Origin of the sequence: Pseudomonas monteilii, assembly GCA_001534745.1 — a bacterium.
In the GTDB taxonomy this organism is placed as follows: domain Bacteria; phylum Pseudomonadota; class Gammaproteobacteria; order Pseudomonadales; family Pseudomonadaceae; genus Aquipseudomonas; species Aquipseudomonas alabamensis.
In genome coordinates, this window is sequence record CP013997.1 from 1,200,645 (window position 1) to 1,213,524 (window position 12,880).

General features: G+C 66.4%; 14 protein-coding genes. 6 read left to right on the forward strand and 8 right to left on the reverse strand.

Going from position 1 to position 12,880, the window contains the following annotated elements; genetic code table 11:
- The first annotated feature begins 158 nt into the window (after window positions 1–158).
- Together APT63_05420 and APT63_05425 are read left to right on the forward strand one after the other, a co-directional pair.
- Window positions 159–410 (forward strand): hypothetical protein, encoded by a 252-nt coding sequence (locus APT63_05420; protein ID AMA45113.1) that lies wholly within the window; start codon window positions 159–161, stop codon window positions 408–410.
- A gap of 59 nt (window positions 411–469) precedes the next feature.
- Window positions 470–1,372, forward strand: coding sequence for an Mn-containing catalase (locus APT63_05425; protein ID AMA45114.1), 903 nt, complete (start codon window positions 470–472; stop codon window positions 1,370–1,372).
- A 69-nt stretch (window positions 1,373–1,441) separates the two neighbouring features.
- Here APT63_05425 and APT63_05430 read toward each other — a convergent pair whose 3' ends face one another.
- The 7 genes from APT63_05430 to APT63_05460 form a co-directional block, all read right to left on the reverse strand.
- Entirely contained in the window at window positions 1,442–1,951 is a 510-nt protein-coding gene (locus tag APT63_05430; protein ID AMA45115.1) for a hypothetical protein, read from the reverse strand.
- A 40-nt stretch (window positions 1,952–1,991) separates the two neighbouring features.
- Complete coding sequence (locus APT63_05435; protein ID AMA45116.1) at window positions 1,992–3,089, reverse strand: peptidase M42; 1,098 nt, start codon at window positions 3,087–3,089, stop codon at window positions 1,992–1,994.
- 30 nt (window positions 3,090–3,119) lie between these two features.
- A complete protein-coding gene (locus APT63_05440; GenBank protein ID AMA45117.1) occupies window positions 3,120–3,788 on the reverse strand; it encodes a hypothetical protein in 669 nt (222 codons plus the stop codon).
- Window positions 3,789–4,146: 358 nt separating this feature from the next.
- Window positions 4,147–5,031: a LysR family transcriptional regulator gene (locus APT63_05445; protein AMA45118.1), complete on the reverse strand. Its 885-nt coding sequence runs from the start codon at window positions 5,029–5,031 to the stop codon at window positions 4,147–4,149.
- A gap of 63 nt (window positions 5,032–5,094) precedes the next feature.
- A complete protein-coding gene (locus APT63_05450; GenBank protein ID AMA45119.1) occupies window positions 5,095–5,994 on the reverse strand; it encodes a bestrophin in 900 nt (299 codons plus the stop codon).
- Window positions 5,995–6,015: 21 nt separating this feature from the next.
- Window positions 6,016–6,960 carry a cyclic pyranopterin phosphate synthase MoaA gene (locus tag APT63_05455; protein ID AMA47793.1) on the reverse strand — a complete coding sequence of 315 codons (945 nt, stop codon included), beginning with the start codon at window positions 6,958–6,960 and terminating at the stop codon, window positions 6,016–6,018.
- A 190-nt stretch (window positions 6,961–7,150) separates the two neighbouring features.
- Window positions 7,151–7,609, reverse strand: coding sequence for a transcriptional regulator (locus tag APT63_05460; protein AMA45120.1), 459 nt, complete (start codon window positions 7,607–7,609; stop codon window positions 7,151–7,153).
- 158 nt (window positions 7,610–7,767) lie between these two features.
- Here APT63_05460 and APT63_05465 point away from each other — a divergent pair, with 158 nt between their 5' ends.
- The 4 genes from APT63_05465 to APT63_05480 all read left to right on the forward strand — a co-directional run bounded on the left by APT63_05465 (window position 7,768) and on the right by APT63_05480 (window position 11,345).
- Window positions 7,768–8,943, forward strand: a complete 1,176-nt coding sequence (locus APT63_05465) for a cystathionine beta-lyase (protein ID AMA45121.1) — start codon at window positions 7,768–7,770, stop codon at window positions 8,941–8,943.
- A 61-nt stretch (window positions 8,944–9,004) separates the two neighbouring features.
- Window positions 9,005–9,730, forward strand: a complete 726-nt coding sequence (locus APT63_05470; GenBank protein ID AMA45122.1) for a hypothetical protein — start codon at window positions 9,005–9,007, stop codon at window positions 9,728–9,730.
- Entirely contained in the window at window positions 9,727–10,422 is a 696-nt protein-coding gene (locus APT63_05475; GenBank protein ID AMA45123.1) for an allophanate hydrolase, read from the forward strand. Before APT63_05470 ends, APT63_05475 begins: the two co-directional genes overlap by 4 nt.
- Window positions 10,419–11,345: an allophanate hydrolase gene (locus tag APT63_05480; protein AMA45124.1), complete on the forward strand. Its 927-nt coding sequence runs from the start codon at window positions 10,419–10,421 to the stop codon at window positions 11,343–11,345. Before APT63_05475 ends, APT63_05480 begins: the two co-directional genes overlap by 4 nt.
- A gap of 351 nt (window positions 11,346–11,696) precedes the next feature.
- Here the strand turns inward: APT63_05480 and APT63_05485 are convergent, their stop codons facing one another.
- Complete coding sequence (locus APT63_05485) at window positions 11,697–12,875, reverse strand: hypothetical protein (protein AMA45125.1); 1,179 nt, start codon at window positions 12,873–12,875, stop codon at window positions 11,697–11,699.
- Between the last annotated feature and the right edge of the window lie 5 nt (window positions 12,876–12,880).

The following is a 12,880-nucleotide window of genomic DNA, read 5'->3' on the forward strand; positions in this document are numbered from 1 at the left end:
TCGAGGGCAGCCGGGTGTTGGCGCGCAAGACATTGTCCTGGGCAATCTTTAATGCAATTCGTCAGGCTTTGGAAAAACAAAAGAACGATCGTTCGCCTCGAACGCGTCACACAGAAACACAGACCTTCCTGTGTAGGACTGACATGAGGTGAAAGATCATGGCTAATCGTCAAGACCCCTCCAACACGCAGAACCCTGGCAACTTTGCCAATGACCGTGAGCGTGCGTCGGAAGCCGGACGCAAGGGCGGTGAACGTTCCGGGACCAGTCACGGCACCGAGACCGGTCAGCAGGGCGGGCAGGGCAAGAGCGGCAACTTCGCCGACGACCCGCAGCGCGCCTCCGAAGCTGGCAAGAAGGGTGGCCAGATGAGCCACGGGAATGGTCAACAGCGTGACGACAAACGCTGATTTCCAATGAAGAACCCAGGGCGAATGTGCGTCCTGGGTGCCTGAAGAGGAACACGTACATGTTCATGCACAACAAGCGACTGCAATACACCGTCCGCGTAGCCGGCCCCAATCCAGGCCTAGCCAACCTGCTGCTCGAGCAGTTCGGCGGCCCCCAAGGCGAACTGGCCGCGGCCATGCGTTACTTCACCCAGGCCGTATCGGAAGACGATGCAGGCCGCAAAGACATGCTGTACGACATTGCCACCGAAGAATTGAGCCACCTGGAAGTGATCGGCTCGATCGTGGTCATGCTCAACAAGGGCGCCAAGGGCAAGTTGGCCGAAGGGGTCGAGTCCGAAGGCGAGCTGTACCGCTCCTTGACCGGCGCGGGCAACGACTCCCATATCACCAGCATGCTCTACGGCGGCGGCGCTGCCCTGGTCAACTCCGGCGGCATCCCCTGGACGGCCGCCTACATCGATACCATCGGTGAACCGACCGCCGACCTGCGCTCCAACATCGCTGCCGAGGCACGGGCCAAGATCGTCTATGAGCGCCTGATCAACGTGACCGACGACGCCGGCGTGCGCGATGCGCTGCAGTTCCTGATGAGTCGCGAGATCGCTCACCAGCAGTCGTTCGAGAAGGCGCTGCACAGCATCCAGCCCAACTTCCCGCAAGGCAAGCTGCCTGGGGTGGCGGAGTTCAACAAGACCTACTTCAACATGTCCCATGGCGACGACATGCGCGGTGCCTGGAACCAGGGCGAAGCGCAGGGCGTACCCGGCCAGATGGACGAGTGGATCTACGTCGAGAACCCGCAACCTGCGGTGGACGGCGGCGACGGCAATGCCTCGGTCAAGCTGGACGAGACCTCCTTCGACGCACTGGAAGCCTTCAAGGAAAGGACCATGTCCGATCCAGAAGCTCAACCCCTGACGGGCGCCCATCTGGGCAGCGGCGCGGCATTGAAGCGCTGATCGGCTTTAACCGCCTGCCCCTCACGCGCCGGGTCCAAGACCCGGCGCGTTTTCATCTACTTCAGGCGTTCAACGCTTGGCTTCGGCCTGCGGATCGGCCGAACGCGCCAGGAAGGCGCGCGTCACTTCAGGCAAGTGCTCGTGCAGCCATTTCGCCATGGCTTTCTCCTGTTCGAGGATGGCACGGCAGGCATCAGCCGTTTCCTGATCACCCACCTGCTCGGCAGCTTCGATCAGGACGGTGTACATCGCGATCTCGAGGTTTTCGAACACATAGCCCGACATCGCGCCTTTGACCACCTCGTCGCTCATCACCATGCCACCCAGGGCCTGCCCGAAGGCCATGACCTTGCCTGCCAGGTCCTTGAAGGTGGAAGTACTGCCGCCAAGACGCGCGATGCACGCTTCGAGCGACTTCTGCTGACCCTTCGTTTCCTCGATGTGCTCGACGATGCGTCGTTTCAGGATGGGGTAGTGCTCCAGCCGTTCAGACTGGCCCTTGAGCATGCTTTCGGCTTGTTGTTCCATCGCGTGGGCATCACGCAGCCAGTCCAGCAGGTTGTCCTTGGGTGTGGCCATGGGTGTCGCTCCTTTCGGGGTGGGAATCTGGGTAGCGAATCTAGCGCGCAGGACCGTCCGGGCGCGGCGACCGCTGGTGCGATTCGAGCGCTGGGTCCAGCAGGAAGGCAGCCAGGGTCTGGGCACAGGCCTGGATACCGCGCTCGTGGATGACCTCGAAACCATGGGTGTTGTCGGTGGGAATCGCCAGGCAGCCGGCCCGTGCTGCGATGCCGCTGCTCATGATGGCGCTGGCATCGGAGGCGAAGTCCACCAGCAGCGCCGCCTGGGGCGCGTAGCCCGCCCGGCGTGCGGCACGCATCAGCGAGGTGACCACGGCCGGGGTGTAATAGCCTTTCTGGTCACCGGTGTTGACGATGGGGTCGGCGCTCAGGCATGTGCCGTACTCTTCGAGGACGGGGCCGACTTCCAGGGCGATCGTGGTGTCGCCTGGCAACCGTGAAGCGGCATACATGGCACCGGCGTTGGACTCTTCTTCCAAGGTGGTGAGCACGAACCAGACGTCCTGGCGCAGCCTGTCACGCCGGGCACGCACCAGTGCCGCCGCGTCGAGTGCAGCCACCAGGGGTGCACGGTCATCCATGAAATGCGCGGCAATGGCATCGTTGACACGGAACGGCTGGCGCCAGTGACGGCTGAGTACCACCCGTGTGCCCGGGCGCACGCCCATGGCCTGCAACTCGTCCACGCTGCGGCGGGTCACGATGCGCACATCGTTCCAGTGCACATCGCCCGACAGCACGTCCCGCCCGGTGGGCGTGGCCTGGGACGCGTGCATCGATCCATAGGACAGCACACCCGGCAGGCGCTGTGCGTCGCCCAGGATCTCCACCGGGCAGGCACCGAAGCAGATCGGCTGGGCACCGCCCAGGGCCACCACGTCAAGGTTGCCGTCGGAGCGGACACGTTTGACGATCATGGCGATTTCATCCAGATGCGCCATGACCCGGATGCTGTCCTCGGGGTCGCTGGGCTGTGCGGCCCGGATGACCCCGGCGACGTTGCCGGCCCGGTCCACCTCGACCTCGTCGCAGTGCTCACGCAGGACGTCCAGGCACACGGCCCTGACCTCGTCTTCCTGTCCGCCGGGTCCATAGGCCGCCAACAGGCGTTCCAGCAATGCGACATCCTGCAACATGAAGTGAGTTCTCCCTCATTCGTCGAAGGTTCAGCGGGCAGTCGAGGCAAACCCGCGCTTGGCTTGGAACAGCTGCTCCAACCGATCCACACCCAAGGCATGGGGCAACACGTTTTGCTGGGCCTGCTCCCAGTCCAGGTCCGGGGCCAGCCAAGCCTTGGCATGGGCTTCGTCGAGCACCACCAGGCGCTGCTGGCCTGCCGTGTCCAGGGTCGTCACCAGGGCCAGGCCATCGCAGCCGCTGGGTTCGACGCCAACATGGGCCAGGCCGGCCAGGTACAAGGGGCCAGGGTGGCGCGCGGTGATGTAGGCCAGTTGTCGACGGGCACTGCCAGCGCCTTCGCTGGCCGTCTCGTACCATCCTTCGACCGGGATCAACGCCCGGCCATCCCGGCGCAGGCGCGCGTACTGGGGCGAGCGCAGCACCTGCTCCAAGGACAGCCGCGTGATCGGCGAGCGCGGGGCCATGGACCATTCAGGTGTCCAACCCCAGCGCACGTCGCGCGTCACCGGCTGGCCAGCACGCATCAGGATCGCCTGCACACGCATCCTGGGTTTGACCAGGGATTCGCGTGCAGGGCCCGTGCCCGACAGCGGGGCACTGATCCGATCAGCCTCGCTGCGGGCATCGAGCACGGGTGGAGCGAAGGGTGCGAGCGCACCCTGGACGTTGTGGGACTGGACGATGCATTCGCACATGATGACCACCTGCTGCGAAGAGTGCCCGAAGCGCTCTGGAAAAGGGGTTCCGCCCGGGCTTGCCGGTTCGGCTTGTAAGGATTCCGAAAGGCAGGAGCAGGGCTTCGTTCAGGTGAGCGGTCGCTGGCCCCGATGAATGGCAGACGTGAAGGGCGTATGAAGAGAGGCAGGGCGCGGTGGGAGCCAATCGCCTGAGGGGGTGAGCCAGCGAACGCTGCGCAAGAACCACCGGCAAGTGACCGTTCGTCACCCCCGTGGACTTCTCCCGTCAGCGTTCAGGTCAATGCTTGCGAGGTATCCCTCCCTTACCTTTTCGACCCGCCAGCGTGCGGGTTTTTTTTGCCTGCGCGTTCGTCGCTCACCGGGTGAACCACTCCTGTGCCCGCAGGAAGCACTGTTCGGCGATCGCCGAACGGGGGGCGCTGCGCCGTTGCAGCAGGCCCAAGGGGCTGTGGATGCTGGCATCGACGATGGGCACGATGCGCAGGTGCTCGTTCAGGCGCTCCAGGCCGCACCCCAGGGGCATCACCGCGCAGCAGATCCCGGCCTCGATCGCCTGCAGCACGTGGAAGGTGGAGTCGCTTTCCAGCACCACCAGAGGGTGCAGGCCGCGGCTTCTGAAACTCAGGTCCAGCGACTGGCGGTAGTGCATGCCCTGGCTCAGCAGGCCCAGCGGCAACGGGTTCAGGTCTTCCCAGTGCAGGGTCGCCTGGTCGAACTGGAAATGCCGGGTATCGTGCAGCAGGCCCATGGTCGTCGTGCCCAGCTCGAGCACCTCGAAGAAACTCGTATCGACCTGATCCAGGTAGCACAGGCCCAGGTCGAGCTGGTTGCGGCTCAGGCCGTCGATGATCTGCTCGGAGCTGAGGGCCGACAGCTCGAAGCGCAGCTCGGGGTAGTGGTCGCGCAGGGGGCGCAGCAGGCTCATGCTGTCGAAGCTCGACAGCGGTACCGTGCCCAGGCGCAGGCGGCCGACCACCTGCCCACGGCAGCTGGCGGCCTCGGCCTGCAAGCCGTCATGGGCCGCCATCAGCGTGCGGGCCCAGGCCAGCACGCGCTCGCCGGCCTCGGTGAAGCCCTCGAAGCGCTGCCCCCGCTCGACCAGCACCAGGTCCAGTTCCTCTTCGAGATTGCGCAGGCGCATCGACAGGGTCGGCTGTGTGACGTGGCAAAGCGCGGCGGCCTGACCGAAGTGCCGGGTCTGGTCGAGGGCGATGAGGAACTTCAGTTGTTTGATGTCCATGCCGGGGCCTGGTGAAGGAACGTGCGCCGACCATAACCAAGTCCATCGTGCCTGGCCAATGCTTTAGCTCAGCACGTGGCCGCGCGGCGTCAGGGGCTCGGGCAAGGGCGTCTGGCCCAGCGCCGCCAGGATGTCGCGCTCGAGGGTGCGCACTAGCGCGTCGGTCGCCAGGTCGTTCTCTTCGTGCCCGAACGGGTCCTCCAGCTCGTTGCCGATGGCGTCCAGGCCGAAGAAGGTGTAGCTCACCAGCAGGGTGAACACCGGCGCCAGCCACCCCAGCGGTTCGGCCAGCGCGAACGGCAGCAGCAGGCAGAAGATGTAGATGGTGCGGTGCAGCAGCAGGGTATAGGGGAAGGGCAGAGGGGTGTGCTTGAGGCGCTCGCAGGTGGCCTGGACTTCGCTCAAGCCCACCAGGCGTTGTTCGAGCAGGGTGTAGCGCCACTCGCTGATCTGCCCTTGTCGGGCCAACTGCGAGCACTGCTCACCGACGGTCTGCAGAATGCCGTCGCACAGGTTGTGGGGACTGGGCTGAGCCCAGGCGGGCAGCCAGGGTGCAGCGGCCTGTGCCGGCGCCTCGCCACGCAGCCCGGCGTTGAGCGCATGGGCGAAGCCGCACAGGCTGCGCAGCAGGTCGGCGCGTACATGGGGTTCGGCGATGATCACGCTTTCGCGCACGAACGAGCGCGTCTCGATCAGCAGTCGGCCCCAGGCCTTGCGGCCCTCCCACCAGCGGTCGTAGCAGGCGGTATTGCGAAAGCTCATGAAGATCGACAGGGACAGGCCCAGCAGGGTGAACGGGGTAGCGCTGACGGGGTAGAACAGGGCGGGGTAACGCTGTTCGACCAGCACGATCAGCGCCGCCAGCAGCGTCACCAGCAGGCAGCGGCCGGCGATGCGCTTGACGATCGAGCCTTTCAGGGTGAACAGCACACGCAGCAGGTTGACGCGCGGTGGAACGATCATGGCACTCCAGAGGCGACGCGATCAGCCGCCGGTCATGTTCATGAAGCGCAGGATCTGCACCTCGCCGCCGACCTCGAAGTGGTGCCGGTACGGCTTGAGCTGCACCGCCTTGCGGATGGCCTGCTCGAGGCGCTCGCTGTCGCCGGGATGCGCCCGCAGCACCTGTTTGAGGTCGAGCGAGTGCTCGTTGCCCAGGCACAGCAGCAGGCGGCCTTCGACCGTCAAGCGCACGCGGTTGCAGGTGGCGCAGAAGTTGTGGCTGTGGGGCGAGATGAAGCCGACCCGCGTGTTCGGCGCCTCGGCCAGGCGCCAGTAGCGCGCCGGGCCCAGCGACGACTCGGCCGACTCGATCAGGGTGAAGTGCCGGGCCAGCTGCGCACGGACTTCGTCGCTGGAGCAGTAGGATTCGCCACGCTCGTGCTCGCTGATCACGCCCAGGGGCATCTCTTCGATGAAGGAGATGTCCAGCTCGCGGTCGATGGCGAAGCGCACCAGGTCCACGATCTCATCGTCGTTGCGACCCTTGAGCACCACGCAGTTGAGCTTGGTGCGACGAAAGCCGGCGGCGCGGGCCGCATCGATGCCGTCGATGACCTGGTGCAGGTCGCCGGTGCGGGTCAAGGCACGGAAGCGCTCGGGATCGAGGCTGTCGAGGCTGATGTTCAGGCGCGTGACCCCGGCGTCGAACAGTGGCTGGGCCAGGCGACCGAGCTGCGAGCCGTTGCTGGTCAGGCACAGCTCACGCAGGCCTGGCAGGCTGGTGATGCGGCCGCACAGGTCGACGATGCCTTGGCGCACCAGCGGCTCGCCGCCGGTCAGGCGGATCTTGCGCGTGCCCAGCGCGACGAAGCGCTCGGCGACCTGATAAAGCTCTTCGAGGGTGAGGATGCGTTGTCGCGGCAGGAACTGCATGTCTTCGGCCATGCAGTAGACACAGCGAAAGTCACAGCGGTCAGTGACCGACATGCGCAGGTAGTCGATTTTCCGGTCGTAACCGTCGATCAAGGGCGAGCTGTGCGATTCCACGTCTATGCCTGAGTGCTGGGGCGCCTGGCGCCATGTCTGAAAACCAACCTATCGCCGGTACGGGGGTGCGTCAAATTGCTTTTGCCGACCGGCCGATCAGCCTGCTCTATCACGGCATCCGCGCATCGCGTCAGCGTCGCACGGGCAGCGCCGTGGTGAACTTCATCTGTTCCATGGCGAAGCACGACGTGATGTTGGACAACCCATCGGTGTGGGTGATCAGTTTCTTGTAGAAGCGATCGTAGGCGGCCACGTCGGCGACCACCACGCGCAGCAGGTAGTCCCAGTCGCCGGCCATGCGGTAGCACTCCATGACCTCTTCGTAGGCGGTCACCGTCTCGGCGAAATGCGCCAGCCATTCGCTGTCGTGGCGCTGGGTCTTGAGCTGCAGGAACACGGTCAGGCCCAGGTTGAGCAGGGCCGGGTCGAGCAGGGCGACGCGCTGGCGGATGTAGCCGTCTTCCTCGAGGCGCTTGACCCGTTTCCAGCAGGGGGTGGTCGACAGGTTGACCGCCTCGGCCAGGTCCTTGATCGACATCGAAGCGTCGCGTTGCAGCAGGGTGAGGATGTGCTGGTCGTAGCTGTCCATGGGGTCGGCGGCAGGGTCGCTGAAGAAGGGAGGGTGTCGAGCCTAGCCAAATGTCACCGGGGCGACCAGCGGTTTCCGCGAGCGGGCCTGCGCCTCACACTGGCCGTCGAATATGCCATAGTGAATCCCTTCACCGCCGACCCGCCACAGGCCCGACCATGTCCGACAAGCCCCGTCACTTCGCCACCCGCACGCTGCACGCCGGCGATCCGCACTGCGCCGCCGACAACGCCATCGTCCCGCCCATCGTCACGGCCAGCTCGTTCACCAAGCGCAGCCTCGACGAACACCCCGACTACGCCTACAGCCGCGTGCGCAACCCGACCCGCGACGCCTATGAAAGCTGCGTAGCGGCCCTGGAGGAGGGTGCTGGCGCGGTGGCCTGCGCCTCGGGCGTGAACGCCACGGCCACGGTGCTCGAGCTGTTGCCGAAGGACGCTCACGTCATCGTCATGCGTGGCGTCTATGGCGGCACCTTCCGCCTGATGGAAGACTACCGCGCCCACACCAGCGGCCTGACCACCAGCTACATCGACCTCAACGACCTGCAGGCCGTGGCGGCGGCGATCCGGCCGAACACCCGGCTGATCTGGATCGAGTCGCCGACCAACCCGCTGCTGCAATTGGTCGACATCCGGGCGCTGTGCGACCTGGCGCGTGCCCGAGGCGTGCTGACCTGTATCGACAACACCTTCTGCTCGCCCTGGAACCAGCAGCCGATTCGCCTGGGCGTGGACCTGGTCATGCATTCGGCGAGCAAGTACATCGGCGGTCACTCCGACCTGATCGGCGGCCTGGTGGTGGCCGCGGATGACACGCTGCTGGCCCGGCTGCGCAAGATCAGCATGGCCGTCGGCGCGATCCAGGGCCCCTTCGATTGCTACCTGGCCCTGCGCGGTCTGAAGACCCTCGACGTCCGCCTGGAACGCCAGTGCGCCAATGCCCTGAAGGTGGCGCAGTTCCTCGAGGCGCATCCCCAGGTCGAGCAGGTGTTCTACCCCGGCTTGCCGAGCCACCCCCAGCACGCCCTCTGCCAACGGCAGATGCGCGCTGGCGGCGCGGTGGTGGCGCTGCGGGTCAAGGGTGGCCGCGCCGGCGCCGAACAGGTGGTCCGGCGGCTGTCGATCTTCGTGCTGGCCGACTCCCTCGGCGGCGTCGAAAGCATGGTCAACCATGCCTGGACCATGTCCCACAATTCCCTGAGCCCCGAACAGAAACAGCAGATGGGGATCGGCGAAAACCTGCTGCGCCTGTCGGTCGGCGTGGAGGACGCCCGTGACCTGATCGACGACCTGGACCAGGCCCTGGCGGCCGTCGACGTCCAGCCTGCCTGACGACTGTCCACCGCACGTGACCAAGGAGCCAACGGTGCCACGACTGCTACTGAACTGCGACATGGGCGAAAGCTTCGGCGCCTGGCACATGGGCCTGGATGCCGAGGTCATGCCCTACATCGATTGCGCCAACATCGCCTGCGGCTACCACGCCGGTGACCCGAGCGTCATGCGCCGCACCGTGGCCCTGGCGCTGGCCCACGGGGTGACCATCGGCGCGCACCCGGCCTACCCGGACCTGGTCGGCTTCGGCCGTCGCAGCCTGGCCTGCGACCCCGACGAGTTGCGCGATCTGCTGCACTACCAGATCGGTGCGCTCGACGGTATCTGCAAGGCGGTCGGCACCCGCGTGGCCTACGTCAAGCCCCATGGCGCGCTGTACAACGACATGATGGCCAACCCCAAGACCCTGCGCGTGGTCATGCAGGCCGTGGGCGCCTATGACCGCGACCTGCCGCTGATGCTGATGGCCACCGCCGACGACCGCTGCGCCCAGGCGCTGGGCGGCGAGCTGGGCATGACCCTGTGGTTCGAGGCGTTCGCCGACCGTGCCTATACCGCCAGCGGGCACCTGCGCTCGCGCCGCTTGCCGGGCGCGGTGCACCACGATCCGGCCCAGGTCGTTGAACAGGCCGTGCGCCTGGCCCGTGGCCACTGCCTGGAGGCCGACGATGGCAGCGCCTTGCACCTGGCTGCCCGTACCCTGTGCGTGCATGGCGACAATGCCGGCTCCGTGGCCGCGGTGCGGCAGATCCGTGAAGCGCTCGATGCGCTGGAGCAAGCATGACCCCGCGCCTGGAAGTGGTCGCGGTCGATACCTTCATGGTGCGCCTGTTCGAGCGCATCGACCCGGACAACATGCCCTGGCTGCTGGCCGCCACGCGTTGCGTGTCCACGGCCCTGGCCGGACACGTGATCGACTTGGTGCCGTCTTATACCACCCTCATGATCCAGACCGACCTGCCACCCCTCGAAGCGCGTCGCCTGATTGAGCAGGCACTGCGCGACGTACGGCCGAGCGATCAGATGGAGGGGCAGAGGCATGAGATTCCCGTCTGGTACGACCCCCAGGTCGGCCCTGAGCTGGACCTGATCGCTAGGCGCGCCGGCCTGTCCCGCGAGGCAGTGATCGCCCTGCACAGCGGCACCGACTATCCGGTGTTCGCCCTGGGCTTCGCGCCGGGCTTCGGCTTCATGGGCCTGGTCGATGAGCGCCTGGCCAGCCCACGGCTGCCGACGCCGCGTCAGCGGGTAGCTGCCGGCAGCGTCGGCATTGCCGAGCGCCAGACCGCCGCCTACCCGGCCGTGTCACCAGGGGGCTGGAACCTCATCGGGCGCACGCCGGTGACGCTGTTCGACCGCCACCGCGAGGGCTACAGCCTGTTGCAGCCGGGCGATCGCGTGCGTTTCGTCGCCATCGACCAGGCCCGGTTCCTGGCGCTGGGCGGCGATGACACCCCCTTGGAGACCCGACCATGAGCCGCTTGCACATCGAGGCCAGCACCGCCTTGTGCCAACTGCAGGATGGCGGCCGATTCGGCGTCCGCCACCTGGGCGTTACCCAGGGCGGCGCGCTGGACTGGGTCGCCTTGCGCTGGGCCAACTGGCTGCTCGGCAACCCCCTCAATGCCACGGTGGTAGAAGTGACGCTGGGTGGTTTCTGCGTCGTGGCCGAAGCCTCGTGCAGCTTGGCGCTGGCCGGTGCCGACCTGGGCGCCTGCGTCGACGGCCAGCCCATTGCCCCTTGGTCCAGCTTCACCCTGTCTGCTGGGCAGCGCTTGACCCTGACGCAGCCGCGCCAGGGCGCCCGCGCGTACCTGGCGGGCAAGGGCGGCTTTCAGGCGCCCTCGGTGCTGGGCAGTGCTTCCACGGTGGTACGCGAGGCACTGGGTGGGCTCGACGGCCAGGGCCAGGCCCTGAGCCAGGGGCAGGTGCTGCAGTGCGAGACGGGACCTGCTGTCCGCCAGGCGGTGCCAGCGGCCTGGCGTCCCACGCTCTCCGAGTATCCCGTGCTCGATGTGGTGATGGGCGCACAACTGGGGGCCTTCAGCGGGACCAGTGTGTTCGAGGCCTTCAACGCGACCTGGACGCTCGACACCCGCGCCGACCGCATGGGCGTGCGCCTGCTCGGGCCGGCGCTGGTCTACCAGGGCGAGCCGATGATTTCCGAGGGCATTCCGCTCGGGGCGGTGCAGGTGCCGCCGGACGGGCAGCCGATCGTGCTGCTCAACGATCGACAGACCATCGGCGGCTACCCGCGCCTGGGTGCCCTGACGCCCCTGGCGCTGGCCCGCTTGGCGCAGTGCCTGCCGGGCGAGCCGGTGAGGTTCAGGGCCGTGGTGCAGATACAGGCCTGGGAGCAGCAACAGGCGTACGTGCGGCGGTGGCAAGAGGCGCAGTAGGCAGGGCAGGGCGTCGCGGGATTTACGGCCCCTGCGGGCCCGATCGCGGGCAAGCCCGCTCCCACACAGACAAGCGACATCCTGATGAACACGCAGGGAGGCGATCCCTGCAGCGTCAGCGCTGCGGTCGACCTGTGAAAGAGTCTATGGTTTTGCCAAGTGCCAATGTGGGCCCTGACGGACCCAATTGTGGCCGGCGCCCTGGCAGGGGCCGCTACCCTGTAGTTACATCACAGTGGTACAAGTGATCGCGGTACTGTGGGAGCGGGCTTGCCCGCGATCGGGCCCGCAGGGGCCGCAGACCCGTCGGCCGACCCAATCGCTCGACGGCATACGCGCCTGTGCCCCACGCTACTTGGCCAAGTAGCGCATCGCATCCTCCAGCCCCTGCAGGCTCAACGGATACATCCGCTCGCCTATCACCTCGCGTACCAGTGCATTCGACGCGCTGTAGCCCCAGGTCTCCCGCGGGTAGGGATTGATCCACACCAGCTTGCCGAACCGCTCGACGAACCGCCGCAGCCAGACATGCCCGGCTTCCTCGTTCCAGTGCTCGACACTGCCGCCCGGTTGGGTGATCTCGTAGGGCGCCATCGAGGCATCGCCGACGAACACCACCTTGTAGTCCTCCCCATAGGTGTGCAGCAGATCGAAGGTCGACACCCGCTCGACATCACGCCGCAGGTTGTCCTTCCACAGCGTCTCGTAGACGCAGTTGTGAAAGTAATAGGACTCCAGGTGCTTGAACTCGCTCCGGCACGCCGAGAACAGCTCTTCGCAGACCCGCACATGGGCGTCCATCGAGCCGCCGATGTCGAACAGCAGCAACAGCTTCACCGTGTTGCGCCGCTCGGGGCGCATCTGGATGTTCAGCAGGCCGGCGTCGCGGGCGGTCTGGTCGATGGTGCCGTCAATGTCCAGCTCCTCGGCCGCGCCGTCACGGGCGAACTGGCGCAGGCGTCGCAGGGCCAGCTTGATCGTGCGCGTGCCCAGCTCGACCTGGGCGTCGAGGTTGCGGTATTCGCGCTGCTCCCAGACCTTCACCGCCTTGCCCTGCCGTTGGCCGGCATCGCCCACGCGAATGCCTTCAGGGTTGTAGCCGCCCGAACCGAACGGGCTGGTGCCACCCGTGCCGATCCACTTATTGCCGCCGGCGTGACGTGTCTTCTGTTCATCCAGGCGCTGCTTGAACGCTTCGATCAAGGCGTCCAGACCGCCCAGCGACTGGATCTGCTCGCGCTCCTCGGGGCTGAGCGAGCGCTCGAACGTCTTGCGCAGCCATTCGTCCGGAATGAGCGCTTCCAGGTGCTCGTCGAGCCGCTCCAGGCCATGGAAGTAGGCCGCGAATGCCCGGTCGAACTTGTCGAAATGCCGCTCGTCCTTGACCAGGATCGTGCGCGCCAGGAAATAGAATGCGTCCATGTCGGCGAACGCCACGTGCCGTTGCAGCGCTGCCATCAGGTCGAGCAGTTCGCGCAGCGAGACCGGCACCTTGGCCGCGCGCAGTTCGTTGAACAGGTTGAGCAGCATGGTCA